Origin of the sequence: Janthinobacterium sp. UMAB-56 (assembly GCF_900095265.1) — a bacterium.
Classification (GTDB): Bacteria; Pseudomonadota; Gammaproteobacteria; order Burkholderiales; family Burkholderiaceae_D; genus Janthinobacterium.
Window position 1 is genome coordinate 132,245 of sequence record NZ_LT607659.1, and the last position, 26,049, is coordinate 158,293.

Genomic DNA, 26,049 nt, shown 5'->3' on the forward strand with positions numbered 1-26,049 from the left:
GTTTAAACAGGCGCGTCCGTCTGATACATTTCTTCCATCAAGTCGAGAAACGCGCGCGTCTTGGCCGGCATCAAACGCCGGCCTGGAAACACAGCCCAGCCCGTGACCAGCGGAAAGCACCACTCGGGCAAGACCCGCACCAATTCCCCCGTCGCCACATACGGCTTGGCGAAGCGGTCCGTGCTGGCCGCGATGCCCACGCCAGTGCAGGCCATGCGCACCAGCAATTCCGGCGAATTGGCCAGCAGGCGCACGGGTAAATCGCGCTCCCACGTCGTCTTGCCACGGATCAAAGTCCAGTGCACCAGGCCATGCACGGCGCGTGGCAAGCTGAGCAAATCATGGCCGTACAGGTCGTCGGGATGCTCGGGCAAGCCGTGCACGCTCGTGTATTGCGGCGAGGCATACAGTGCCAGAGTGCTGAACGCCACGCGGCGCGCCGACAGGCTGGCGTCGTCGGGCAAATTGCCCATGCGGATGGCCAGGTCAAAATTTTCTTCCAGCAAATCCACGCGGCGCGCCGACAAGTCCAGCTCCAGCGAAATGGCCGGGTAGCGGCGCACGAATTCAGCCAGCACCTGGCGCATCAGCGTGTCGCCGAAATCGGCCGGCATGGAAATGCGCAGCAAGCCGCTGGGCCCCGCCTGGCGGTGCTGCGCCAGCGCGCCGGCCGCCTCCGTTTCTTCCACCACCTTGCGCGCATGCTCGAGCAGGCTGGCGCCAAACTCCGTCAGCGCCAGCTTGCGCGTGGTACGCAGCAGCAGCCGTTCGCCCAACTTCGCTTCCAGCAGCGAGATGCGCCGCGACAGGGTTGACTTCGGCAAGTCCACGCGCACGGCGGCGCGACTGAAACTACCGCATTCGACGACGCGCGCAAACAGCAGCAAATCTCCGGGATCGATATCCATCGCCTACCTTTAACTTTATTGTTCCATGAGTGGATTAATGTTATCCATTTTAACGGCTTCCGCATCAATTTTGGAATTGCTATAGTTCATCCATCGCAAGACACCTCACAACGGAGAAAACAAGATGAACATCCTGCAAATTAATTCCAGCGCCCGCAGCACCGGTTCCGCCTCGACCCGTCTGGCTGACGCCATCGTTGCCCGCGTACAAGCGGCCAATCCACAAGCAAGCCTGGCGCGCCGCGACCTGGCAGCCACGCCGCACCCCGTGCTCGACGAGCCGACCCTGCAGGCGCTGTTCACGCCAGCGGACCAGCGCACGGGAAGCCAAGCGGCCCGCATCGCCCTGGATGACGCGCTGATCGCGCAAGTGCAAGCAGCCGACGTCATCGTCATTGGCGCGCCGATGTACAACTTCGGCATCACCGTGCAACTGAAAAGCTGGTTCGACGCGATTGCCCGCGCCAACGTCACCTTCAAGTACACGGAAAACGGCCCTGTTGGCCTGCTGACCGGCAAGAAAGTCTACGTGGGCCTGTCCCGCGGCGGCTTGCACCGCGATAGCGCCAACGATAGCCAGGTGCCTTACCTGAATACCATGTTCGGCTTCCTGGGCCTGACCGACGTGCAATACGTGTATTCGGAAGGCATGGGCATGGGCCCGGAAGCCGTGGCCAAGGCGCAAGCGCAAGCGGACGCCGAGATCAACGCGATCCTGGTGTAATCCCCAGCAGTAAAAAGGGGCGGCGCACTGGCGCCGTCCTGGCCTACAGGAGAGAACAATGAGCGATACCACCACCGTCAAGCAAGCACGCGCCGTCGAGCGCGTGATCGCCGGCCAGGCCGTCATGGATGGCGCCGGCGTGAAGATCAACCGTGTGCTGACACAGCCGTTGCAGCGCCGTCTCGACCCGTTCTTAATGCTCGACAACTTTGCCAGCGACAAGCCGAACGACTATATCGCCGGCTTCCCCGAGCATCCGCACCGGGGTTTCGAAACGGTCTCGTACATGATCACGGGACGCATGCGCCATAAGGACAGCGCGGGCAACGAAGGCTTGCTGACGTCGGGCGGCGTGCAATGGATGACGGCCGGCAGCGGCGTGATCCACTCGGAAATGCCGGAGCAGGAAGAAGGCGTGATGGAAGGCTTTCAACTGTGGCTGAACCTGCCAGCGCGCGACAAGATGCGCACGCCGTGGTATCGCGATTTCACCAGCGATGAAATCCCCCGCTACACGACAGACGCGGGCGTGGCAGTGCAAGTGATCGCCGGGACCAGCCATGGCGTGACGGGCGCCGTGCAGCGCGAACTGACGGAACCGCTGTACCTGGACATCGACTTGCCGGCCGGCAGCAGTTTCGAGCAGCCCTTGCCGCCAGGCCATAACGCCTTCCTGTACACGTTTCGTGGCGAAGTGCAAGTCGATGGCAAGGCCGTGCCCGCCCTGCGCATGGCGATCTTCGCCAACACGCCGGGCAGCGATGGCGTGCGCATCGAGGCGCCCGAAGGCGGCCGCGTGATCCTCGTCGCCGGCCAACCCTTGAACGAGCCGATCGCACAGTATGGCCCGTTTGTCATGAATACCCAGGCAGAAGTGTTCCAGGCCGTACAGGATTTCCGCGAAGGGAAGTTTGGCGAGACGGCGCCGCAGTAAGTCTGTCTCAGTCACATTGCTTGCTACAGGAAAGACCTGCAGTGCCTCTCGGCCTGCAGGTTTTTTTACGCGCCGACTATGTTGTTGCTTTTCAATTACACTGACGGCAACCTCATTCCACAAAGCATTCCATGCAGCCGACGCAGACCGAACACGACGCCACCCATTTGCACGCCCACCGGAAGGGCGACGCCCAGCACACCCACTCGTTCGAAGGGCGCAGCCAGAGCATCCTGGCGTGGGCGCTGGGACTGACCCTGTCGTTTGCCGGCATCGAAGTGATCGCCGGCTTCCTGTCCAATTCGCTGGCCCTGATTTCCGACGCGGGCCACATGGTCACCGACGCGGCAGCGCTGGGCCTGGCCCTGCTGGCGCAAATCATCGCGCGCCGCCCGCCTTCGCCGCGCCACTCGTTCGGCTTTGGCCGCGCCGAGGCGCTGGCCGCCTTCGTCAACGGCCTGGCCATGCTGTGCGTGGTGGGCTGGATCTGCTATGAAGCCGTGCTGCGCTTTTCCGCCCCGCAAGCCGTCAAGGGCGGCATGGTCTTCATCGTCGCCTTCATCGGCCTGGCGATCAACGTGGTAGTGGCGTGGGTATTGTCGAAAGACAAGCAAAGCGTGAATACGCGCGCCGCCCTCGTGCATGTGATGGGCGATTTACTCGGTTCGGTCGCCGCCATCATCGCCGGCGCCGTGATTTACTTTACGGGCTGGATGCAGATCGACCCGCTGCTGTCCGTGCTGGTGTCGCTGCTGATCCTGAAATCCACCTTCGGCGTGCTGCGCGAGTCCTACCATTTCCTGATGGAAGGCGTGCCCATGCACATCGACTACATCGAAGTGGGCACGGACGTGGAGCAAGTCGATGGCGTGGTTGCCGTGCACGATTTACATGTGTGGGACATGTCGCCGGGCCAGCCGGCCCTGATCGGCCACGTGGAAATCGAGCACCTCGACCACTGGCCCAAGGTCTTGCGCGCGATCAAGAAGATGCTGTTGGCCAAACATGGCATCGATCATATTACTTTGCAGCCGGAGACGGCGGCGATGGCGGGCTTGCATGACGGCGACAAGACACATCAGCCAGGACTGGGGTCAGACCCTCGGCCACGTTAGCGCAGGGCTTTACGTTAGCGGCATTGGGGGTCTGCCCCCGGCAGTTCATTGCGTCAGCTACGCCGCGCCTCAAGCACCCCGCTGACGTCCTTGATCACATTCAGCGCCTTCAACAACTGCGCCGTCGCGCTGATCTCGGCCGTAAACGTCATGCGGGCCTGGCCCTTGGCGCTTTGGGTGTTGACGCCGATCACGTTGATCTTTTCGCGCGAAAAGATTTCCGAGATGTCGCGCAGCAAGCCCTGGCGGTCACCGGCCAGAATGAAAATATCGACCGGGTAGACGGTGTCGTGGCCGCCCGTGCTGCCCCACTCCGTGAAAATCACGCGCTCGGGTGCCTTGGCGCGCATTTCCTCGAAATTCTTGCAAGTGGCGCGGTGGATGGAGACGCCCTTGCCGCGCGTCACGAAGCCGACGATGCTATCCGGCGGCGCCGGCTTGCAGCATTTGGCCAGCACCGTCATCAGACCTTCCGTGCCCACCACCAGCACGCCGGACTTGGCGCCCTGCTCCACGCTGGAAGCGCGGCTTTTACCGACCAGCACGGCATCTTCCGGCACCACCACTTCGCCATTGTCGTGCAGCGCCTGCTCCACGTGACGCAGGCTGAATTCATCCTTGCCCACCGACAGGAACAGCTCGTCGACTTTCGCAAAGCCCAGCTTTTGCGCCAGCGCCTCGAGGTTGACCGCTGTCTTGCCTTCGCGCTGCAGCGATTTTTCCACCAGCGCGCGGCCGTGGGCCAGGGTTTCCTGCATGTCGATGGCGTGAAACCAGGCGCGTATCTTCGAGCGCGTGCGCGTGCTGACGGCGTAACCGGTGCCCAGCCAGTCGCGCGACGGCCCGGCCGTGCCTGGCGCACCCTTGGCCGTGATGATTTCGCAGGTCTGGCCGTTTTTCAACTGGGTATTCAAAGGCACCATGATGCCGTCGACCTTGGCGCCACGGCAGCGGTGGCCCACATCCGTGTGCAAGTGATAGGCAAAGTCGACAGGCGTGGCGCCCACGGGCAACTCCAGCACGCGCGCCTGCGGCGTCATGACGAAGATGCGGTCGTCCAGGGTGGCCGATTTTAACTTTTCCACCCATTCGCGCTGGATTTCTTCCTGGCCCACGACGGCGTCTGCCACTTCCGTCTTCCAGGCCAGCAACTGGCGCAGCCAGGCGATCTTTTCGTCGTATTTCTGGCCGGCAAAGTTCGAGCCGCCCTCTTCTTTGTAGCGCCAATGCGCGGCCACGCCGTATTCGGCAAAGCTGTGCATTTCATTGGTGCGGATTTGCACTTCCAGCGGACGGCCATCCTCGGCCGTCACCACCGTGTGCAGCGACTGATAACCGTTCGGTTTCGGCCGCGAAATGTAATCGTCGAATTCTTTCGGGATGGGGGTCCAGATATTGTGGACCACGCCCAATACCGTGTAGCAAGTCTTGACGTCGGCAACGATGACGCGGAAGGCGCGCACATCGTACAGGGCCGTAAAGTCCAGCTCCTTGCCGCGCATCTTGTTCCAGATGCTGTAGATGTGTTTCGGGCGGCCAAACACTTCGGCCTGGATGCCGGCCGAAGCCAGTTCCGTTTGCAGGCGCAGAATCGCCGAGGAAACGAAGCCCTCGCGCATCATGCGCTTTTCTTCCAGCATCTTGGCGATGCGCTTATACGCTTCCGGTTCGATGAAGCGGAAGGACAAGTCTTCCAGCTCCCACTTCAGCTGCCAGATACCGAGGCGGTTGGCCAGCGGCGCGTACAAATCCAGCGTTTCCTTGCCGTATTCGCGCGTCATTTCATTGAATAACTTCAATTCGGCGAAATAGCGCAAGGTCGTCACGCAGGCCGCCAGGCGCACCAGCACGACACGCATGTCGGACGCCATCGCCAGCAACATCTTGCGCAAGGTTTCCACCTGGGCCACGGCTTGCTGTGCCGCATTCTTGCCTCGCCCGCCAGCGCTGCCGTGCTGCGCCTGGGTCAGCGCCCGCAAGCGTATCAGCTGGCGCACGCCGGTCGCCAGGTCGCACACCTGCTTGCCGAAGCGCGGTTCGATATCGGCCGCCGTATCGGGTTCCAGCAGGGTCAGCTCGAACATCAGGCCGGCGATGCGCGTTTCGGCATCGCTGCGCAGGAAAGCCAGAGTGGTAGCCACGCCGAGAGCGAACTCCAGCGCGGAGCGGCCAGCAAAGGTCTGCTTGTCGCCATACGCTTCGGTGGCATACGCGAGCGCGTCCAGCACGCGCGCGCTGTCCGGCGCACTCAAGCCCTCTACCAGTTGTTCCGATGTGGCGCTATTCGGGGCCGAGATGGAAACCATGTAATGCCTTATAAACTTAACAACTAAATAACTGAATGACTTAACGCTCTGCAGCGATGACGACGATTTCAACCAGGCAAGCCGGATTGGCCAGCTTCGCTTCCACCGTGGCGCGCGGCGGCGTGTGGCCGGAGGCGACCCAGTCATCCCACACTTCATTCATGCCGGGGAAGTCTTTCATGTCGGCGATATAGATCTGGCACGACAGGATGCACGTCTTGTCGCTGCCCGCTTCCATCAGCAAACGGTCGACGTGACCGAGCACTTCGCGCGTCTGGCCGACGATGCCCTGCGTGGTGTCTTCGGCGATCTGGCCAGCCAGGTAGATGGTGTTGTTATGTATCGCTACTTCGGAGAGGCGTTTGCCTACGTGCAGTCGTGTAATTTCCATGCTTCTTCTTTCGGTTGTTTCAAAATCTGTACAGCGTTATGGCTACATTGATAGCTGATTACTTGCCCAGCAAAAACTGGCGCGCGATGGCGATCTGGTCGTCGTGGACAAAAGTGGGTGCGTGGCCCACGCCGGCGATTTCCACCAGCTGCGCTTTCGGGCCGCGGCCCAGCATGCTTTGCGCCGTCGCGTGCGACAGCAGATCGGACTCCGACCCGCGCACCAGCAAGGTGGGACAGCGCACGGCATCATACGCGGCCCACAACATGGCTTCGTCGTTGGCGGCCGATTCCGGCGTGGCCGAGCGGAACGGCATGGCCAGCCCCATATCATAGTGGCGGCGCCAATGGCCATCCTTATCCTGGCGCAACACATCGGTGGCCAGTTTATGCCACTCCGCATCCGTATGTGGGCCGAAGCTGGCGGAGACGTCGCGCACAAACTTGGCGCCCTGCTCGAAGGTGTCGAAACGCAAATCCTGGCCGATGTAGTCGCCGATGCGCTGCAAGGCGTCCGGCGCCAGGGTCGGGCCGATATCGTTCAGCACCAGCTTGCTGATCGGGCTGTTGGGCAAGGAAGCCAGACCCAGGCCGATCAAGCCGCCCATCGAGGTGCCGAACCAGTCCACCGTCTGGCGCTCGCCATCGGCGAGCACGCGCGCCAGCAGAGTCACCATGTCGCTCACATATTGCGGTACGCGGTAAAACTGCGGGTTGGCCAGCCAGCCCGAGCGCCCGCGCCCCACCACGTCGGGACAGATGACGCGGTAATCGCTGGCCATGGCGCGCGCCAGGTTGTCGAAGTCGTCCGCCACGCGCGTCACGCCATGGGCGCAGACGAGCACGTTCGGATTGTCGAGCGCCCCCCACTCCTTGTACGACATGGTATGCAAGCCTGCGGGAGAGATGCACTGGACGGATTTGATGCTCGCTTCGATCATGCCAATTCCTTATTTCCTTATGACACCGGAGAAAACCTGCTGCGCGTCGCAGGCCACAATCCCCTTGCGCTCGCTACGGTTTTGTCCGGCGTCGTTATTTGGTAGTAAAAAAGAAGAAACCGGCGATTTGCCGGCTGCCTCGTGCGCGACACTATGGCAGTGTAGCGCAGCGCGGGCAATGCTCCAAGCGCGCGCCTGAAATGCTGCGCCGCAGCACACCATGCCTGGCGCAATACCCGATATAGCGAAACGGCATATCTGCGGTTATCCACAATTGAGCCAGCTCAGCAATGGGCGGATGATCGCAGCATCAACCCGCAAGAGGAGACCACTCATGAAAAAACCATTCTATAAAATCCTGTACGTGCAGGTGCTGTTCGCCATCGTGGCTGGCGTGCTGCTGGGGGTGTTTTACCCTTCCAACGCCGTCGACATGAAACCGCTGGGCGACGGCTTTATCAAATTGATCAAGATGATCATCGCCCCGGTGATCTTCTGTACCGTGGTCTCCGGCATTGCCGGCATGCAAGACGTGAAGAAGATCGGCCGCGTGGGCGGCAAGGCGCTGCTGTACTTTGAAGTGGTCTCCACCTTCGCACTGGGCATCGGCTTGCTGGTTGCCAATATCCTGAAACCGGGTGCCGGCTTCAACGCCGATCCCGCCCACCTCGACGCCAAATCGATCGCGCAATACACGCACGCCGAAGGCCTGTCGACGGTGGACTTCCTGATGAACATCATCCCGAAGACCTTCGTCGATGCCTTCGCCAAGGGCGACATCTTGCAAGTGCTGCTGATCGCCATCCTGTTCGGCTTTTCGCTCTCGCTGCTGGGCGAACGCGGCCGTCCGGTCACCAAGCTGATCGACGAACTGTCGCATGCCATCTTCGGCATGGTCAACATCATCATGAAAGCCGCGCCCGTCGGCGCCTTCGGCGCGATGGCCTTTACCATCGGTAAATACGGACTGGCGTCGCTGATTCCCCTGGCTAAGCTGATGGGTTCCTTCTACCTGACCTGCTTCCTGTTCGTCTTCGTCGTGCTGGGCCTGATCGCCAAGTACACCGGCTTCTCGATCGGCCGCTTCTTGCTGTACATCAAGGAAGAACTGCTGATCGTGCTGGGCACCAGCTCGTCGGAATCGGCCCTGCCGGCCCTGATGAAAAAACTCGAGCGCCTGGGCTGCTCGAAACCGGTAGTCGGCCTGGTCGTGCCTACCGGCTACTCGTTCAACCTGGACGGCACCAACATCTACATGACCATGGCCGCCCTGTTCGTGGCGCAAGCGACCAACACGGACCTGACCATCTGGCAGGAACTGACCATCCTGGGCGTGGCGATGCTGACCTCGAAAGGTGCCTCCGGCATCACGGGGGCCGGCTTCATCACCCTGGCCGCCACGCTGGCCGTGGTACCGACGATTCCCGTGGCCGGCATGGCGCTGATCCTGGGCATCGACCGCTTCATGAGCGAATGCCGCGCGCTGACCAACTTCGTCGGCAATGGCGTGGCCACCATCGTCGTGTCGAAATGGGAAAAAGAGCTGGACATGGACAAGCTGCACAGCGAGCTGGCCCATCCCACCCACCCGACCGACGACGCTTATGTCGCGCCGAGCGTGAATATCGTCAAGTAAGCGGCAACAGCCAGATAGAAGCCCCGCGGAGCGATCCGCGGGGCTTTTTTCATGTGCGCGCACTTTAGCCCATCATCAACAAACAGTAAATCATGCATCAATATTTACCATAATGATCAATGAATAAAAAACCATTACAGTAGTCTCTATGACTCGCCGCCTGGCTCCCGCATAATCACATTGCGTTAATGCAAGCCTGACACCGAGCTATCCACCCTTTTTGAATGGAGTACCTCATGTTCCTCTCGCCCGCCCTCCTCGCCACCTGGACCCCACGCCTGCTAGGCCTGCTGCGCATCATCGTCGGCTTCCTCTACCTGCAGCACGGCACCGCAAAACTGTTCGGCGCGCCACACGTGGCCATGTTCGATGGCTTGCAACTATTTTCACTGATGGGCGCGGCCGGCGTGCTCGAACTGGTGGGTGGCACTCTGCTGCTAGTCGGCCTGTTCACGCGCCCCGTCGCCTTCATCCTGTCGGGCCAGATGGCGGCCGCCTACTTCATGGCGCATGCACCAGCGGCCTTCCTGCCCATCCTGAACGGCGGCGAACTGGCCGTGCTGTACTGCTTCACCTTCCTGTACTTCGCCGCGGCGGGTGCCGGTGCCTACAGCCTCGACGGACTGCGCGGCAAGGCGGGCGCATAAAAAAAGGCGGAAATCGCTGTCCGCCCTTCTTCGTCACGACGCGCCGCTGCTATTGCGCGGCGTATATTGTACTTAGACGGCGGAAACGTCCAGCTCGGCGCCCGTGGCAGCCTGCACCTGTTCCTTGGTCACGCCAGGCGCCAGTTCCACCAGCTTCAAGCCGTTTTCCGTCACGTCGATGACACCCAGGTCGCTGATGATGACGTCGACCACGCCCACGCCCGTCAGCGGCAAGTCGCACTGCTTGAGCAACTTGTGCGACGTCGTGCCATCCTTGGCCGTGGCCACGTGTTCCATCAGCACGACCACGCGCTTGACGCCGGCGACGAGGTCCATGGCGCCGCCCATGCCCTTGACCATCTTGCCTGGAATCATCCAGTTTGCCAGGTCGCCTTTTTCCGACACTTGCATGGCACCCAGGATGGCCAGGTTGATCTTGCCGCCGCGAATCATGCCGAAGGAGTCGGCCGAGCTGAAGTAGGCGGCGCCGGGCAAGGCCGTTACCGTCTGCTTGCCCGCATTGATCAGGTCCGCATCGACTTGCGCATCGGTGGGGAACGGGCCGATGCCCAGCAAGCCGTTTTCCGACTGCAGGAACACTTCCATATTTTCCGGCACATAGTTCGCCACCAGGGTCGGCAAGCCGATGCCCAGGTTCACATAAAAGCCATCCTGCAATTCCTTTGCCGCGCGCGCGGCCATTTCGTCACGTGTCCAAGCCATAATCATCTCCCAATCTTGTATTTAGTCGGCGCGCACGGTGCGCTGCTCGATGCGTTTTTCCGGGTTCGCATTGACCACGATGCGGTGCACGAAGATGCTGGGCGTATGCACCTGGTCCGGGTCGATCTCGCCCACTTCGACCAGTTTTTCCACTTCGACGATGGTAATCTTGCCGGCCATGGCCACGTTCGGGTTGAAATTGCGCGCCGTCTTGCGGTAAACCAAATTACCGGCACGGTCGGCCATGTAGGCTTTCACCAGCGACACATCGGCCACCAGGCTGCGTTCCATCACGTATTGTTCGCCGTCGAATTCGCGGATTTCCTTGCCATCGGCGACGATGGTGCCCACGCCGGTCTTGGTGAAGAAGGCGGGAATGCCGGCGCCGCCGGCACGCAATTTCTCGGCCAGGGTGCCTTGCGGCGTGAATTCCAGCTCCAGTTCGCCGGCCAGGTACTGGCGCGCGAATTCCTTGTTTTCGCCCACATAGGAGGCGATCATTTTCTTGATCTGGCGCGTGGTGAGCAGCTGGCCCAGGCCGAAGCCGTCCACGCCGGCGTTGTTGGAAATGGCCGTCAGGCCCGTCACGCCCGAATCGCGCAAGGCAGCGATCAGCGCTTCGGGAATGCCGCACAGGCCGAAGCCGCCGACGGCGATGGTCTGGCCATCTTGGACGATACCGGCCAGCGCCGAGGCGGCGTCAGGATAAACTTTATTCATGAGTGTCCCTCTATCTTTTGTTAAGCTTAGTTCTTGAGTCCATGACTCAGGTAGCGACTCAGCATAAAATACGCGAGCGGAAAGTACAATACCGTAGAACTACCGGCGCCGTGCCGGCCATCCCACTGTGAGAGTGATACGTATCAGATGAACGCCGCGTCAGCCATCGATTATGAAAGCATCTTCCTGCACGCGCCCGTGGGCATGTGCATGTCGGAAAACCGCATCATGCGCAGCTGCAACGAAGCGCTGGCGGCCATGTTCGGCTATACGCGCGCCCAGCTCGACGACCAGTCCTTCGAAGTACTCTACCCCACGCACGACGAATTCCTGCGCACGGGTGAACGCATCATTCCCATCATGAACGCCAAGGGCCGCTATTCGGACGAGCGCATCATGCGCCGCAGTAATGGTGAATTGTTCTGGTGCCACGTCACGGGCCACGCCATGCTGTCGAACCAACCGCTGGGAGCGGGCATCTGGACGTTCGAGGATGTCAGCGAGAAGCGTCCCGTGACGGCCGAGTTGACCCCGCGCGAGCGCGAAATCGCCGCCCTGCTGGTGGAAGGCAAGACCAGCAAAGTCATCGCCCGCCAGATCGACCTCAGCCCCCGCACGGTGGAAATGCACCGCGCCAAGCTGATGCGCAAATTCGCCGCCGCCACGTCATCCGAGCTGGTGCACAAGCTGGTGGGACTGCAGCTGCAGCGCTAGGGCTGCAGCCAAGGTGACTATCGTTTAACGCCAAGTAAAACCGTCGTGAGCGGCAGCGATTTGTGGCCGAGAAGCGCAACCGTGCTCTAGTACGGTGAGCATCGCAGGCCGCAAAGCGCGACGCGCAGCAGGTTTTATGGCGTTAAAAGGTGCTCATGCCGCCATCGGCGGAGATAATGGCGCCGTTGATGAAATGCGAATCCTCGCCCGCCAGCAACAGCAGCAGGCCGTCGAGGTCTTCCGGCTTGCCAGGGCGTTTGTTTGGCAACATTTCGATCAGCTTCTTGCCCTGCTCGGTGGCAAAGTAATCTTCGTTGATTTCCGTGGAAATGTAGCCGGGGCAGATGGCGTTGGTGTTGATGCCGTACTTGCCCCACTCCACGGCCATGGCGCGCGTCATGTGCACCATGCCCGCCTTGCTCATGCAATACACGCCGATCTGCGGCAACACCTGCAAGCCCGCCATCGAGGCGATATTGATGATGCGGTGCTGTTTCTTCGGGTCGCCCTTGGCGCGCGCGATCATGCGCTTGGCCGTCTGCTGGGCCACGAAGAAGGAGCCGCGCAGGTTGGTGTCCATCACGAACGAATAATCTTCGGGCGTGACGTCGACCAGGCGTTGCGTCGTTGACACACCTGAATTGTTGACGAGGATATCGATGGGGCCCGCTTCCGTTTCCGCATGCGCGATGGCCGACTTGATGCTGGCGAAGTCGGTCACGTCGAGCGACACCACGTGCGCGGCGCCGCCATCGGCTTCGATCTCGGCACGCAATTCCTTCAGGCGTTCGGTGCGGCGCGACGCCAGCACGACCTGCGCGCCGGCCTGGGCCAGCACTTTCGCAAAGCGCGCGCCGAGGCCGCTCGATGCGCCGGTAATCAGGGCAATCTTGCCCTCGAAATTGACTTCTATGCCCACGAGCTACTCCTGTTTTGTTTTAGATAACACTTTACGCCGCGCCACTGGCACAGGGGCAAAATACCCTGCGCCACAGTTGAGCAAAGGTAAACGCCATCATTACACAAAATGGCCGGATTTAGATTGCGGCGAGGGGCAATGTCACGCAAAATGGCGCCAAAGTTGCAATCCTCGCCAAAAACAAGCACACTCGTGCTTAAATTTATTCGAAGATTCCTCACCCACCCATTTAGTGACTAACAATCGAGACCATGACACAGCCTAATAACTTAGTTGAACAGTACGGACCGCGCGAGACCATGGAGTATGACGTGGTGATCGTCGGCGGTGGCCCCGCAGGCTTGGCGGCGGCGATCCGCCTGAAGCAGCTGGCCGCTGAAAAGAGCCAGGAAGTGTCCGTCTGCGTGCTGGAAAAAGGCGGCGAACTGGGCGCGCATATCCTGTCCGGCGCCATCATGGACCCGAAGGCGCTGACCGAGCTGATACCGAACTGGAAGGAACTGGGCGCGCCCCTGAACACGGCAGTGACGGAAGACCGCATCCTGTTCCTGACGGAAACCAAAGCCTACAAGACACCGAACTTCGCCGTACCGGCCTGCTTTGAAAACCACGGCAATTACATCGTCTCGCTGGGCAATGTGGTGCGCTGGATGGGCCAGCAGGCGGAAAACCTGGGCGTGGAAATCTTCCCTGGCTTCCCTGCCGCGGAAATCCTCTACAACGATGACGGCTCCGTGAAAGGCGTGGCGACCGGCAACATGGGCGTCAAGCGCGACGGCGAACCGGGTCCCGACTTCCAGCTGGGCATGGAATTGCATGCCAAGTACACCCTGTTCGCCGAAGGCGCGCGCGGCCACCTGGGCAAGCAATTGATGGCCAAGTATGACTTGAACGCCGGCAAGGACCCGCAATCGTACGGCATCGGCATCAAGGAATTGTGGGAAATCGACCCCGCCCTGCACCAGCCGGGCCTGGTGATCCACTCGACCGGCTGGCCACTGGACGCGAAGACCTATGGCGGCTCCTTCCTGTACCACCTGGAAAACAACCAGGTGATGGTCGGCTACGTGGTCGGCCTGGCCTACGAAAACCCGTACCTGTCGCCGTACGAGGAATTCCAGCGCTATAAAACGCATCCGGAAATCCGCAAGTTCTTCGAGGGCGGCAAGCGCATTTCCTACGGCGCGCGCGCGATCACGGCCGGCGGCCTGCAATCGCTGCCGAAACTGGTGTTTGCCGGCGGCGCGCTGATCGGCTGCGATGCGGGCTTCTTGAACATGAGCCGCATCAAGGGCAGCCACGCGGCCATCAAGAGCGGCATGCTGGCGGCGGACGCGGCCTTCGGCGCGCTGGGCGAACAGCGCCAGCACGACGAACTGTCCAGCTACCCTGTCGCGTTTGAACAATCGTGGCTGCATGAAGAGCTGCACGTGGCGCGCAACGTCAAGCCTTGGCTGTCGAAGGGCCTGTACCTGGGCAGCGTGATGACGGCCGTCGACCAGCTCCTCTTCCGCGGCAAGGCGCCGTGGACCCTGCACCATACGCATGGCGACCACGAATGCCTGAAGCCGGCGGCCCAGTCGAAAAAGATCGTGTATCCGAAACCCGATGGCAAGCTGACCTTCGACAAGATGTCATCCGTCTTCATCTCGAACACGAATCACGCGGAAGACCAGCCCATCCACCTGACGCTGAAAAACGCCAGCGTGCCCGTCGACGTCAACCTGGCCACGTATGCGGGCCCGGAAGCGCGCTACTGTCCCGCCGGCGTGTACGAGTTCGTGAAGAACGACGACGGCGCCGAGCGCCTGCAGATCAATGCGCAAAACTGCGTGCACTGCAAGACCTGCGACATCAAGGATCCGACGCAGAACATCGTGTGGGTGACGCCGGAGGGTGGCGGCGGTCCGAATTATCCGAATATGTAAGTTTGCGATCAGCCGTCTCAGAGGCGGCTGTTGCCGCTTGCATTGGCTGCAATTGAGGACTGACTGCAATAACGGGACTGGCCAGGCGGGCCTGCCCCGGAAGTGCCATGGCTGGCACCGCTGATTCAAGACTAAAGCTAGCCTGACATCTGGATGAAGAGTGCCCCGCCCGAAAAGAAAGCACAGGAAATGCGCATGCCATGCTGTGCCAGGAATTCGTCCGTGGCCCGGCGCGGCCCGTCACCATAAGCCCATGCATAGTCGTCCATCACGATCCAGCCACCCGGCCTGACCAGATCGTACCAAGAAGCAATATCGGCCCGCACTTCGGCGTAGCCGTGGTTACCGTCGATGTGCAGCAGGGCAATTTTTCCACTGTACTGGGTCCGGCCAAAGGCCTCCGTCTCGACCACGCGATCCTGACGGTACGCGAGCGCCGCCTCCACCGATGGCAAGCGCAGATAGTTCACCATACCATTCGCATAGGGTAACAGGTTGATCTGGAAGACGGTCAGCGCTTCACTGGCATCCCACGCAACGTTATCGATCAGGTCACTCTTGTTTTCCTGCACCAGATGCTCGCTTGTCCACGGATCAACGCACAGCAGCTTGCCCGTGCCATGGCAACGCGCCAGGGAAGCGAGCACGAAGGCGGATTTCCCCCACCAGCTGCCCACCTCCACCACGTCGCCTGTCGGGCAATAGCGGAAAACTTCGCACAGGGCGCGTATCTTTTCCTGGTCGCACATACCGGGGATGGTTTCGGCATGCCGGAACAGCGCGGCAATTTCAGAGGCGGCGGTCGGCGGACGCTCGCCGCTGGCGGCCAGTCCGAACGGCTGCGCCAGCACTGCCTTGCCAAATGCGAGGGCGCGGGCATACGGTGCCATTTCACTGGCGAGCGGTGCGCTGTTGATCAGCACCAGGCCTGGAAAATCGTGCCCCAGGCGCCGCTGCAGGTAATCCCAAACCACGGGATTGGGCGTGTAGATACTGCCGACATCATGGGCAGAAACCGCCTGCCGCAAGGCCTCGTCGAATTCCGGCGCGGTAACGTAGGGGAGTTGCACCCAGCGCGAGTAACGCTCGCGCGCCGGGTCGTGCCCGAGCGAAGACGAACCCACCACCTCCATGCCATTCGCCAGCGCCTGGTCGAGGTAGACCAGCGAGCGTGGCATCCCTGCGGGAAAAATCAATACGCGCTTATTTATAATGTCCGCCTTTCCAATATTCATCGATAGCCGATCCAGACAGGGCTACGCCTTGGGACGCGCGATCGCGTACACGTCCGCGCACATATCCGGATACTCGTTGCCCATGCGATACAAGCCTTCCAGCTGCGGCTCGCCGAGGATACCGGAATCAATCATCTTATCCATCTGGAAATCTGCCAGCGGCTTGAAGAAAATCCCCCCCAGCGCCACCACCTCGAAACCGGCAGTCTCGAGTTCACGGTTCAATGTTACGCGGTCGTAGACCCGGCGATGACCGCCACGCAGATCGTTCGGCGTCAGCTCATACAGGTCATTGATCAGCCCCATGTGACGCGCGAGCTGACGCGACATTGCGCGCGCATTCGGTACTGCCACGAGCAGGTGTCCGGTGGGCGACATCTGCGCCTTGACCTGCTTCAAGACCTGTTGCACATCAAGCAGATGTTCAAGTACATGGGAAGCGAACACGGCCTCGTAAGGCTGCTGCGCAACATATTCCTCGAACAGGGAGCAGAAAAAGCGAGCATTGGGAATGTTGCGCGCCCGCGTTCTTTCCAGGAACAACTCGGAAGCATCGACGATGTCCAGTTGGTCGACCAGCGGCGCGATCAGTTCGGACATGTAACCGATTTCGCATCCCAGTTCCAGCGCACGTCCCCTGTTGACATACGGCTTGAATACCCGCATTTCCAGATGGCGCATCAGCCTCTGCTGGCTCGAATCATCCGAAGTAATGTAGTTGGCCGCATAATTCTCCAGCAGCGTTTTTTCCTCATTCAAACCTGTTTGCATTTTCACTACTCCCTCTGCGCAATTATTTATTGTATGTTCATCCTGGCCAGCCCAAAGCCGTGCCGTCCCATCTGATTGCCCAAATAAAGCAGGTAAATCTCGCCATCCAGAGCAAACACGTGCGGGAAGCACACCATTTCCGAGTCCCAGCCCTCTTCGGACACGCTCAGTCCCACCTTGCTGTCGTCGCGCTCCCAGTGCAGCAGATCGTCCGATACCGCGTACCCGAGCTTGTAGCCGCCATCCTTCCCGTGGTAGTTCTCATGCGCACGATAACAGAACAGCATGTGGTATTTGCCGCCAAACTCGAAGACATCGGGACAGGCCTGGCATTCGTTGTCGCCGATCACGCACCCGACCAAGTCGCGATCTTCCTTCACCCAGTGCACTCCATCGTCCGAAGTGGCCATACGTATGTGATACACAGGCTCCGCCCTGCGGCCCGTATTCACCCACCGCTTGCCGGCGCTATACCACATATGCCAGCGCGCACCGAACTTCCGGACCCGCGGAGTCGTCAGAAAAAATGGCTCATTTGGGGTGCAGGGCAAAAGAGGTCCGGGTCCCAGGCGAGTGAAAGTATTGCCGCCATCGCTGCTGACTGCGGCACCTATATTGATGGTAAACGGTACCGATTCGCAACGGGTATAACCTACGTAGTAGGCCATCACGTCATCGTCGCGCGCCACCACCGACGTAAAATAGGCGCCGAATTCGTCAAAAGTGCCGAGGCCGCCCAATTCCAGCAATGGCTGCTCGCTGACGCCGACCAGTTCGAGAAGGTTGTCGCGCCGGAAATCGGCGTAGGAGGAAAGGCTGACATAATTACCCTGCGCATCGGGGGGCGGACGGCAGGCAAAATACACGCGCACCACCTGGTCGATGACCACAACTGATGGCGCCTGGGAAAACTCATTCATCCAGGGACGATCTCTCACTGTCGACGGATCGAACATTTTCCCCAGCTTTTCCCACTTGAACATCGCTCGCTTCTCCAATCGAAAATAGGGCCAGCTCAACTCTGCGCCGCCGTTGTGCAGTGAAAGACAATCTTGCCAGCGGACAAGATTATCGCATATTCCCCTGACAGTGAAAGTGAAATTAGGTCGCATGGGCAATGCCGCGAAGCGCGCCAGGCTCACCGTAAAGAAGTTCGCCAGCCCCCCCATTCACCTGGCGTTCAATGCAGCACGGGAAGCGCCCGCCTGCCGAGGCGTGGTGCTGTTTTTTTCACATCGAAAACGCCCTATTCCCCGGTACTACGACCAACTTGCAACAGCAAGCGGGGCAAGCTACCACGTACGCATGTAAATTCGATCGGGAAAGTTTCTCTTAAGCACTTCCAACAGTTACAATTCCCGTTGCTAAACATTTTTATTCCTGTCCATGAACGCGAACGCTGCTCCGGCTATGCCCATCAACCCTGAACAGATTGTGCATCTGCGCGTCCGTGACACATTCAAAATGGACATTGATATCATGACTGTCGAACTGCCTATTGCATCCGGGAACACGCATGTATCCTGACGCCCTGACCAAGCCGGTCTATGTTACCCAGCCTGTGCTGCCGCCGCTGGAGGATTTCCTTCCTTACTTACAGGAAATCTGGCAAAACAAGATCCTGACGAATGGTGGACCATTCCATCAGCAGCTGGAGCAGGCCCTTTGCGACTACCTCGGCGTCAAACATATCAGCCTGTTTACCAATGGCACGCTGGCCCTGATCACAGCCTTGCAGTCGCTGCGCATCACCGGCGAAGTCATCACGACGCCGTATTCGTTCGTGGCCACAGCGCATTCACTGCTGTGGAACGGCATCAAACCGGTGTTTGTCGATATCGATCCGCACACTTTCAACCTGGATCCCGCAAAAATCGAGGCGGCCATTACGCCGCAGACAACCGCCATCATGCCGGTGCACTGCTATGGTCACCCTTGCGACGTCGATCGCATACAAAAAATTGCGGACAATTACGGTCTGAAAGTCATCTACGATGCAGCTCACGCATTTGGCGTCAGGCATGCGGGCGGCAGCGTGCTCAATGACGGCGATCTGTCCGTACTGAGCTTTCATGCCACCAAAGTATTCAATACCTTTGAGGGTGGCGCGATCATTTCACCGGATGCAAAGACCAAGCAGCGTATTGACCATTTGAAAAATTTTGGTTTTGTCGATGAAACAACCGTCGTTGCGCCTGGCATTAACGGCAAAATGAGTGAAATCAACGCCGCCTTCGGGCTGCTGCAACTCAAGAATATCGATACGACCCTTGCTCAGCGCAAGGAAGTCGACGCGCGCTACCGCAGAAATCTGGCGCACGTGCGGGGCATCGACTGCATCACCCCTCCGCCCAACGTCACCACCAACCACGCATATTTCCCGATACTGGTCAGGCCAGACTACCCGCTGAGCCGCGATGCCCTGTTCACGAAATTGCGCGAAAGTAATATTTACGCGCGACGCTATTTTTATCCGCTTATCAGTGACTTCCCCATGTACCGCGGCATGCCATCGGCTGCGCCAGCGAATCTGCCGGCTGCCCGCGTTGCTGCGGAACAGGTGATTTGCCTGCCGCTGTATCCCACGCTTGAGACGCAACAAATCGACGCCATCAGTGACCTGATTGCGCAATACGGGGCGCCGCCAGTGCTGCTGCAGGCAGTATGAGAGTGGCCATCATGCAGCCGTATTTTCTACCCTACATCGGCTATTTCCAGCTAATCGCGGTCGCGGACCTGTTTATTGTCTATGACAATATCAAATACACCAAAAAAGGCTGGATCAACCGTAATCGCATGCTGCTTAATGACAAGGACACCACCTTCACCTTGCCCTTAAAAAATGCTTCTGATCACTTGCATATTTGCGAACGCGAAATTTCACCGCAGTTCGATGCGGAAAAGCTGCTAAACCAATTCAAAGGCGCATATCAGCGCGCGCCGTATCTGCGCGAGACCATGGCGCTGCTGGAAAGCATCGTGCACCACCCTGCTGCGAACCTGTTTGAATTCCTGCTGCACAGCCTGGTAGAGACCTGCGAGCACCTTGGCATCGCCACACCGTTCCAGCGCTCTTCGGAGATCGCCATCGACCATGCGCTCAAGGGCCAAGACAAGGTTCTGGCCCTGTGCCAGGCCACCGGGGCAGACCGTTACATCAACCCCATTGGCGGCCTGCAACTGTATCGCGAGGCGGATTTCCTCGCCAAGGGCATCGTACTGGAGTTCCTACAGTCGCGCCTGCCCCCCTACCCCCAAAGCGGGGGCGAATTCGTGCCGTGGCTATCCATCATCGACGTGATGATGTTTACTTCTCCGGCATCCTTGCAGACGGCCATTCGCCAGCAATTCGACATGACGCGGCCCACGGCGTGAGGCCGCAGGACTCTGCATGACAGCACACCCAACACAACAGGCACGGGACCTCGCCGCCGCGACATCAGCAAGGCTGGCATCGCCATGGCGCAGCAACCTTGACTAGGCAGCATCGAAAGGACATTACGCATGAACAAAACCATGCAATGGAAGAAACTTGGCCACATATTCGACCCTGCCGATCATGTGCTGGCAAATGACTGCAAGCACTTTGCGCAATCGCCACAAGCGTTGGTCTTCGACGATTTCGTGCGCATCTATTTCTCTACCCGCGCAGTGGATCCCGCAAATGGCAAATACCTGAGCCACGTGTCCTTCGTCGATATGCGCAAGGATCTGCGCACGATCATCGGCGTTGCCAGGCAACCCGTCATCACCCTGGGTGGCCTGGGATGTTTCGACGAACATGGTATTTTCCCAATGAACGTCATGCGCCATGGCGACGCCGTGTATGGCTACACATGCGGCTGGAACCGACGCGTTTCCGTTTCCGTGGATACGGCCATCGGCCTGGCCATCAGCCACGACAATGGGCTGACGTTCGAGCGCATCGGCCCCGGCCCGGTCCTCGGCCCATCACTGCACGAGCCTTGCCTGGTCGGCGATGGCTTCGTCAAGCACATCAACGGTGTCTTTCACATGTGGTACATTTTTGGCACAGGCTGGCGGCGCTACAGCCAGGACAGCGCTCCCGACCGCACCTACAAGATCGGCCATGCCACGTCCAGTGACGGCATCAACTGGACCAAGGAAGAGGCGCGCCAGATCATCACGGACCGTCTTGGCCCCGGTGAAAGCCAGGCACTGCCCACGGTGATTACCATTGAGGGGCGCCACCATATGTTCTTCTGCTACCGGCAATCATCGGATTTCCGCGTGAACAGCGGGCGCGCCTATCGCATCGGCCACGCCTGGTCCGACGACCTGACGAACTGGACGCGCAACGACTACCAGCCAGGACTGGAAGGCACCGAGGGTGAATGGGATGGGGAAATGCAGTGCTATCCGCATGTATTCGAGTGCGACGGCAGCGTCTACCTGCTGTATAACGGCAACCAGTTCGGCCGCCATGGTTTCGGCCTCGCCAAGCTGGAATGATGAATACCGTACTGGACCTGCGGCGCGAACAGGCCTCGGCCGCAGAACTCATGACGCATTTTCTCGCCTGCGATCCCGCATTCCTCGCGTCCTTGCGTGCACGCACCAGTTTGCCTGATTACGCCAGCAAGCTGCACGCACGCGCGCTGCGCTTCGAAGCGTGGTCAGGCGGGCGGCTAGCCGGCTTGCTGGCCGTCTATCATGACGCCACGGCGGGTGTGGCCTACATCAGCAACGTCAGCGTGTTGACAGAATACTGCCGCCAGGGCGTCGCCAGCCAGATGCTCACCACCTGCCTTGCGCATGCGCGCCAGCAAGGGCTGCGCGCAATCACGCTGGAAGTGGCGCGCGACAATCAGCCGGCCATCGCGCTGTATCGCCGCCATGGCTTTTCCCCCCTGCCCGGAGCCGATGACGAGCGCTTGCGCATGCAATTACAATTCAGGCATCCCTAGCCCGGCATTAGCAGCGCAGTACCTTGGCTGCGTATTGTTGCAAAACGGATATAACGAAAAAATTCCACACGGAAACTCTCTATTTCAATTCCCAGCAGTTACAATTCGCGCTGGCACATCTTCCTCCGACATCCATGAGCACCCATACCCCTGAAGCAGTGAACCTCGACGCTGATCTGCAGCGCGCTATCGAACATCACCAGGCGGGGCGCCATGCGGAAGCGGAGGCGCTGTATCTGTCAATAGTGCAGGCACAGCCATATCATGCCATTGCCAACCACAATGTCGGCCTGCTGGCCGGGCAACTGGGCTTTCACGATGCGGCGCTGCCCTATTTGCGCACGGCGCTGTCGGTCAATCCGGACGAAGGCCAATTCTGGATCTCCTATGCAAATGGCCTGCTGGCGGCGGAACAGGCCGAACATGGACTGGAAATCATTGAAAGCGCGATCCAGCGCGGACTCGATAACGCGGAGTCACAGGCATTGTTGGCTCGCGCCCAAGTCGCAGTCGCGCAGCTGCCACAGACCCCACGCGCAGAGGAAATGCAACATGTGATTGCGTTGTATAACGCGGGCCAGTACGCGCAGCTAGAGAGTGCCACGCGCGCCCTGATCGCCAGCTATCCTGAATCGGGCTTTGCATGGAGCGTCCTCGGTACGGCCTTGCAACTGCAGGGGAAAGATGCGCTGTCGACTTTACAAAAAACCGTGGCGCTCACACCACACGATGCGGAAGCCCATGGCAATTTGGGCAATGCCTGGCAAGCTACAGGACAATACGAACAATCCATTGACTCCTATCTGCGAGCACTGGAGATCCAGCCCGACTTTGCCGAAGCGCATGGCAACCTGGGCAGTGCACTGGTGGCGCTGGGGCGGCTGGACGAGGCGGCGCACGCGTATCGCCAGGCCTTGACCATCAATCCGGCCTATGCCATGGCACACTTCAATTTAGGCAACACCTTCAAGTCGCTGGGCGACCTGGACGGCGCCGTTGCCAGTTATCGCCAAGCGCTGGAGATCGTGCCTGACGATGCCGAACTGCACGGCAACCTGGGCAATGCGCTGCAGGCCCTCGGGCAGCTCGACGATGCGGCGGCCAGTTACCGGCGCGCCATCGCGCTAGCGCCGGACTATGCCTTGGTCCACAGCAACCTGGGCGCCACCTTGCAAGACCTGGAGCAGCTGGACGAAGCGTTGGCATGCCATGCAACGGCGGTGCGCCTCGACGCTGGCAATGCCGCTTTCCAGAATGGCTTGGGACTGTGCCTAAATGCGCTGGAGCGGCAGGAAGAGGCGCTCGATGCCTTCCAGCGTGCGCATGACAGCAGCCCCAAGGACATTGGCATCTGCACCAATCTCGGCAGCACGCTGCTGACGCTGGATCGCAAGCCGCAGGCGCTGGAAATCTATCAGGCCCTGGTGGAACTGGATGCGGAAAATGCCCTCAACTATAACAATCTAGGCCTGATTCTGCTGGAGCTGGCACGCCTGGACGACGCCATTGCCATGCACCGCAAGGCGCTGCAGCTGGACCCTGGCTACGGCAAGACCCTGCTACATCTGGCAGATGCCCTGACTGCCGCGCGCGACTTCGACGGCGCGGTCGATTGCCAACGCCAGGCGCTGGCACTGGATCCGGAGTCGGCCGACTTGCACAACCGGCTCGGCATCGCCCTGCAAAAAGCCAAATGCTATGACGAAGCACTGCTCGTGTACGCCAAGGCACTCGAATTTGAAACCGGGCATGCCATCGTGCATAGCAATATCGGTGCCGTGCTGCATGACCAGAAGCGCCACGAAGAGGCGTTGGAGCAATACCGCAAGGCGATCGCGCTCGACCCCGGCTTTGCCGCCGCCCACCTGAACATGGGCATCGCGTATCGCATGCTGAACCACTATGACGAGGCCATCGCCGCGTTCAACCAGGCGATCGCGCTCAAGCCTGCCTACCTGGAGGCGCATGCCAGCCTGGGCGCAACCTTGTGCGAAAAAGGCATGCTGCAGGAAGCCATCGCCAGTTGCCGGGCCGCCCTGGCCATCGATCCGCAATGCGCCCCCGTGTATAGCAACTTGCTGTTTTGCCTGACGCACCTGGATTACCCTGATCCGGCCCTGCTGTTTGCGGAACACCAGAAATTTGCCGACATATTCGAAACGCCGCTGCGCGCCAGCTGGCCGCAACACCGCAATGACCGCGATCCGGAGCGAGTGCTGAAGGTGGGCTTTGTCTCGGGTGACTTCAATAACCACGCGGTGGCTAATTTTGTCCTACCCATCTTCCATCACCTGAGCCCCTCACCACGCGTCGTGTTGTATGGTTACTACACCAATGTGCTCGAGGATGACTGCACCGCGCGCATCCGCGAACTGCTGCACCATTGGCGCCCCGTGAATCACCTCAGCAATACCGAGCTGGCGGCGCAGATTGAAAACGACAGGATCGATGTCCTGATCGACCTGTCGGGCCATACAGGCATCAACCGCTTATTGGCCTTTGCCCACAAACCCGCGCCGGTACAGGCAAGCTGGATGGGCTACCCTGGCACCACGGGCCTGAAAGCCATCGATTACTTCCTGTGCGACCGCTTTTACCTGCCGCCTGGCGAGATGGAAAAGCAGTTCAGCGAAGCCATCGCCTATCTGCCGGCTGCTGCGCCGTTCCTGCCGTCCGCGATGTCGCCATCCGTGAATGCCCTGCCTACGTTGCAGAACGGCTATATGACCTTCGGCAGCTTCAACCGGCCGAACAAACTCAGCCGCGAAGTGATTGCCGCCTGGGCGCAACTGCTGCGCGCCGTACCCACCGCACGCATGCTGATGGGTGCGATGCCAAAAAGCGGCACCTTCGATACCTACATCGACTGGTTCGCCAGCGAGGGCATCGCGCGCGACCGCCTCGAGTTCCATCCGCGCACATCAACCGAGGAATATTTGCATTTGCATCACAAAGTAGACCTGTGCCTCGACACTTTCCCATATACAGGCGGCACCACCACCATGCATGCCCTGTGGATGGGCGTGCCCACGCTGACCATCCCGGGCAACACCTTGCCGGGCAGGGTCACGGCGTGCGCCCTCAGCCACATGGGCCTGACCGCCTTCATCGCGCGCGACACCGATGATTTCGTTGCCAAGGGCACGTATATCGCCAACGATCCGGCGCTGCTGGCCAATATCCGCAGCAATTTGCGCCAACTGATTGAAAATTCGGCCATGGGTCGCTCGGAAGTCATCGCCGCCGGTCTCGAAGGCGCCATGCGCGCCATGTGGCACCGCTGGTGCGAAGGCAAGGCAGCGGCCACCTTCGAGATTGAACTGGATTCTCATGAGGAAGTTGCCTGACAGCACCATGGCCGCATAAATATTTCCAGAAAGCATTTAATAAAAAAGCGCTGATGGTCGTCCTGTAGTGATGGAGAGCGCAAATTTGCAGCTCCCGGCCGAATTTACCCTATTAGGAGTTTTCCCATGCTGAGTTTGCATACCAACAACGCATCGCTGTCCGCACAAAACTCGATTGCAAAAACGCAATCGCAATTGTCGACCTCGATGACCCGCCTGAGCACCGGCTACCGCATCAATTCGGCTATGGACGACGCCGCCGGCCTGCAGATCGCCACACGTCTGAAAGCCCAGACCAGCGGCATGACCGTTGCCATGAGCAACACGCAAAACAGCACCTCGATGCTGCAAACGGCCGAAGGCGCGTTTGGCGAAGTGACCAACATGCTGGTGCGCATGAAGGATCTGGCTACGCAAGCGGCCGATGCCTCGTCGAACACGGATGATCAGAAAGCCATGCAGGCAGAGTTCGACGCCCTGGGCCAAGAACTGTACAACATCATGAGCAACACCACGTTCGGTGGCAGCAAGCTGCTGGGCGACGGCGCCGGCACCGCCGGTTCGCCGACCCTGTCGACCACCATGACGTTCCAGATTGGCGCAAGCTCGACGGAAAAAATGTCGATCGACGTCTCGGGCGGCATGTCGACCCTGAACACGGCGCTGAAATCCGTGTCGACCAAATTCTCGTCGGTTGCCACGACGACCGCCGGCGCCGAAATCTCCACGGGCACCGCCGCCAATACCATGATCAAGACGCTGGCCGATGCCATCGACAACGTCGGCACCGTGCGCTCCGCACTGGGCGCCGCAGCCAACCGTCTGGACCACATCAACAGCAACCTGTCGAATATCTCGACCAACACCAAGGCCGCGACCGGCCGCATCATGGACGTTGACTTCGCCACCGAAAGCTCGAACATGACGTCGTCGCAAATGCTGCTGCAAGCCGGCACCGCAATGCTGAAACAAAGCAACAGCATGTCCTCGATGGTCATGTCCCTGCTGCAATAATCGACTGCGCTTCAAGACTAGCCCCGGCAAGCGATTGCCGGGGCTTTTTTCATCCAGCAACATCCATATAAAAAATTTCCATATGGCATTTAATAAACGTCGAGGCATGGTCGTCTTGTACTAAGGAGAGCGCGATGGTTCGCGGCTCC

Annotated in this window: 23 protein-coding genes; 13 read left to right on the forward strand and 10 right to left on the reverse strand. The window is 59.9% G+C overall.

Going from position 1 to position 26,049, the window contains the following annotated elements:
* Positions 1-2 precede the first annotated feature (2 nt).
* A complete protein-coding gene (locus tag K0F85_RS17155; RefSeq protein ID WP_219117182.1) occupies positions 3-908 on the reverse strand; it encodes a LysR family transcriptional regulator in 906 nt (301 codons plus the stop codon).
* A gap of 124 nt (positions 909-1,032) precedes the next feature.
* Here K0F85_RS17155 and K0F85_RS17160 point away from each other — a divergent pair, with 124 nt between their 5' ends.
* From K0F85_RS17160 to K0F85_RS17170, 3 genes are all read left to right on the forward strand, one after another.
* Positions 1,033-1,632 carry an FMN-dependent NADH-azoreductase gene (locus K0F85_RS17160; protein ID WP_219117183.1) on the forward strand — a complete coding sequence of 200 codons (600 nt, stop codon included), beginning with the start codon at positions 1,033-1,035 and terminating at the stop codon, positions 1,630-1,632.
* 58 nt (positions 1,633-1,690) lie between these two features.
* On the forward strand, positions 1,691-2,566 hold the full coding sequence (locus tag K0F85_RS17165) for a pirin family protein (protein WP_219117184.1): 876 nt from the start codon (positions 1,691-1,693) through the stop codon (positions 2,564-2,566).
* A gap of 131 nt (positions 2,567-2,697) precedes the next feature.
* A complete protein-coding gene (locus tag K0F85_RS17170; protein WP_219117185.1) occupies positions 2,698-3,681 on the forward strand; it encodes a cation diffusion facilitator family transporter in 984 nt (327 codons plus the stop codon).
* A 53-nt stretch (positions 3,682-3,734) separates the two neighbouring features.
* Here K0F85_RS17170 and K0F85_RS17175 read toward each other — a convergent pair whose 3' ends face one another.
* Genes K0F85_RS17175 through K0F85_RS17185 form a run of 3 tightly spaced genes read right to left on the reverse strand, consistent with a single transcriptional unit; the run spans position 3,735 to position 7,318 of the window.
* Complete coding sequence (locus tag K0F85_RS17175; RefSeq protein WP_219117186.1) at positions 3,735-5,987, reverse strand: bifunctional (p)ppGpp synthetase/guanosine-3',5'-bis(diphosphate) 3'-pyrophosphohydrolase; 2,253 nt, start codon at positions 5,985-5,987, stop codon at positions 3,735-3,737.
* Between the two features lie 40 nt (positions 5,988-6,027).
* Positions 6,028-6,378 (reverse strand): RidA family protein, encoded by a 351-nt coding sequence (locus K0F85_RS17180; protein WP_034752339.1) that lies wholly within the window; start codon positions 6,376-6,378, stop codon positions 6,028-6,030.
* A 58-nt stretch (positions 6,379-6,436) separates the two neighbouring features.
* A complete protein-coding gene (locus tag K0F85_RS17185; RefSeq protein ID WP_219117187.1) occupies positions 6,437-7,318 on the reverse strand; it encodes an alpha/beta fold hydrolase in 882 nt (293 codons plus the stop codon).
* A gap of 334 nt (positions 7,319-7,652) precedes the next feature.
* Between K0F85_RS17185 and K0F85_RS17190 the strand changes: the two genes are divergently transcribed.
* Both K0F85_RS17190 and K0F85_RS17195 read left to right on the forward strand, forming a co-directional pair.
* Positions 7,653-8,954, forward strand: a complete 1,302-nt coding sequence (locus tag K0F85_RS17190; RefSeq protein ID WP_219117188.1) for a dicarboxylate/amino acid:cation symporter — start codon at positions 7,653-7,655, stop codon at positions 8,952-8,954.
* 236 nt (positions 8,955-9,190) lie between these two features.
* A complete protein-coding gene (locus tag K0F85_RS17195) occupies positions 9,191-9,601 on the forward strand; it encodes a DoxX family protein (RefSeq protein ID WP_219117189.1) in 411 nt (136 codons plus the stop codon).
* A gap of 72 nt (positions 9,602-9,673) precedes the next feature.
* On the opposite strand, the gene K0F85_RS17200 is transcribed toward K0F85_RS17195, so the two are convergent.
* Both K0F85_RS17200 and K0F85_RS17205 read right to left on the reverse strand, forming a co-directional pair.
* The gene (locus tag K0F85_RS17200) at positions 9,674-10,324 is read right to left on the reverse strand and encodes a CoA transferase subunit B (RefSeq protein ID WP_219117190.1); all 651 of its coding nucleotides are present in this window, start codon (positions 10,322-10,324) and stop codon (positions 9,674-9,676) included.
* A gap of 21 nt (positions 10,325-10,345) precedes the next feature.
* Complete coding sequence (locus K0F85_RS17205) at positions 10,346-11,044, reverse strand: CoA transferase subunit A (RefSeq protein WP_219117191.1); 699 nt, start codon at positions 11,042-11,044, stop codon at positions 10,346-10,348.
* Between the two features lie 147 nt (positions 11,045-11,191).
* Between K0F85_RS17205 and K0F85_RS17210 the strand changes: the two genes are divergently transcribed.
* Positions 11,192-11,758 carry a LuxR C-terminal-related transcriptional regulator gene (locus K0F85_RS17210; RefSeq protein ID WP_219117192.1) on the forward strand — a complete coding sequence of 189 codons (567 nt, stop codon included), beginning with the start codon at positions 11,192-11,194 and terminating at the stop codon, positions 11,756-11,758.
* Positions 11,759-11,900: 142 nt separating this feature from the next.
* Here the strand turns inward: K0F85_RS17210 and K0F85_RS17215 are convergent, their stop codons facing one another.
* Positions 11,901-12,677, reverse strand: coding sequence for an SDR family oxidoreductase (locus K0F85_RS17215; protein ID WP_034752351.1), 777 nt, complete (start codon positions 12,675-12,677; stop codon positions 11,901-11,903).
* Between the two features lie 251 nt (positions 12,678-12,928).
* Here K0F85_RS17215 and K0F85_RS17220 point away from each other — a divergent pair, with 251 nt between their 5' ends.
* Complete coding sequence (locus K0F85_RS17220) at positions 12,929-14,605, forward strand: electron transfer flavoprotein-ubiquinone oxidoreductase (RefSeq protein WP_219117193.1); 1,677 nt, start codon at positions 12,929-12,931, stop codon at positions 14,603-14,605.
* 137 nt (positions 14,606-14,742) lie between these two features.
* On the opposite strand, the gene K0F85_RS17225 is transcribed toward K0F85_RS17220, so the two are convergent.
* From K0F85_RS17225 to K0F85_RS17235, 3 genes are read right to left on the reverse strand one after another with little or no spacing between them, the layout of a single operon-like run.
* Complete coding sequence (locus tag K0F85_RS17225; RefSeq protein WP_219117194.1) at positions 14,743-15,840, reverse strand: class I SAM-dependent methyltransferase; 1,098 nt, start codon at positions 15,838-15,840, stop codon at positions 14,743-14,745.
* Positions 15,841-15,861: 21 nt separating this feature from the next.
* Positions 15,862-16,611 carry a class I SAM-dependent methyltransferase gene (locus tag K0F85_RS17230; protein WP_133992154.1) on the reverse strand — a complete coding sequence of 250 codons (750 nt, stop codon included), beginning with the start codon at positions 16,609-16,611 and terminating at the stop codon, positions 15,862-15,864.
* A 26-nt stretch (positions 16,612-16,637) separates the two neighbouring features.
* A complete protein-coding gene (locus tag K0F85_RS17235; protein ID WP_219117195.1) occupies positions 16,638-17,723 on the reverse strand; it encodes a hypothetical protein in 1,086 nt (361 codons plus the stop codon).
* 404 nt (positions 17,724-18,127) lie between these two features.
* Here K0F85_RS17235 and K0F85_RS17240 point away from each other — a divergent pair, with 404 nt between their 5' ends.
* From K0F85_RS17240 to K0F85_RS17265, 6 genes are all read left to right on the forward strand, one after another.
* Positions 18,128-19,279, forward strand: a complete 1,152-nt coding sequence (locus K0F85_RS17240; protein WP_306985171.1) for a DegT/DnrJ/EryC1/StrS aminotransferase family protein — start codon at positions 18,128-18,130, stop codon at positions 19,277-19,279.
* The gene (locus K0F85_RS17245) at positions 19,276-19,986 is read left to right on the forward strand and encodes a WbqC family protein (RefSeq protein WP_219117196.1); all 711 of its coding nucleotides are present in this window, start codon (positions 19,276-19,278) and stop codon (positions 19,984-19,986) included. The genes K0F85_RS17240 and K0F85_RS17245 overlap by 4 nt, the downstream gene beginning before the upstream one ends.
* Positions 19,987-20,115: 129 nt before the next feature.
* The gene (locus K0F85_RS17250; protein ID WP_219117197.1) at positions 20,116-21,084 is read left to right on the forward strand and encodes a hypothetical protein; all 969 of its coding nucleotides are present in this window, start codon (positions 20,116-20,118) and stop codon (positions 21,082-21,084) included.
* Entirely contained in the window at positions 21,081-21,539 is a 459-nt protein-coding gene (locus tag K0F85_RS17255) for an N-acetyltransferase (RefSeq protein ID WP_219117198.1), read from the forward strand. Before K0F85_RS17250 ends, K0F85_RS17255 begins: the two co-directional genes overlap by 4 nt.
* 134 nt (positions 21,540-21,673) lie before the next feature.
* Positions 21,674-24,886, forward strand: coding sequence for a tetratricopeptide repeat protein (locus tag K0F85_RS17260; RefSeq protein WP_219117199.1), 3,213 nt, complete (start codon positions 21,674-21,676; stop codon positions 24,884-24,886).
* Positions 24,887-25,012: 126 nt separating this feature from the next.
* On the forward strand, positions 25,013-25,900 hold the full coding sequence (locus tag K0F85_RS17265; RefSeq protein ID WP_219117200.1) for a flagellin: 888 nt from the start codon (positions 25,013-25,015) through the stop codon (positions 25,898-25,900).
* The last annotated feature ends 149 nt before the right edge of the window (positions 25,901-26,049 follow it).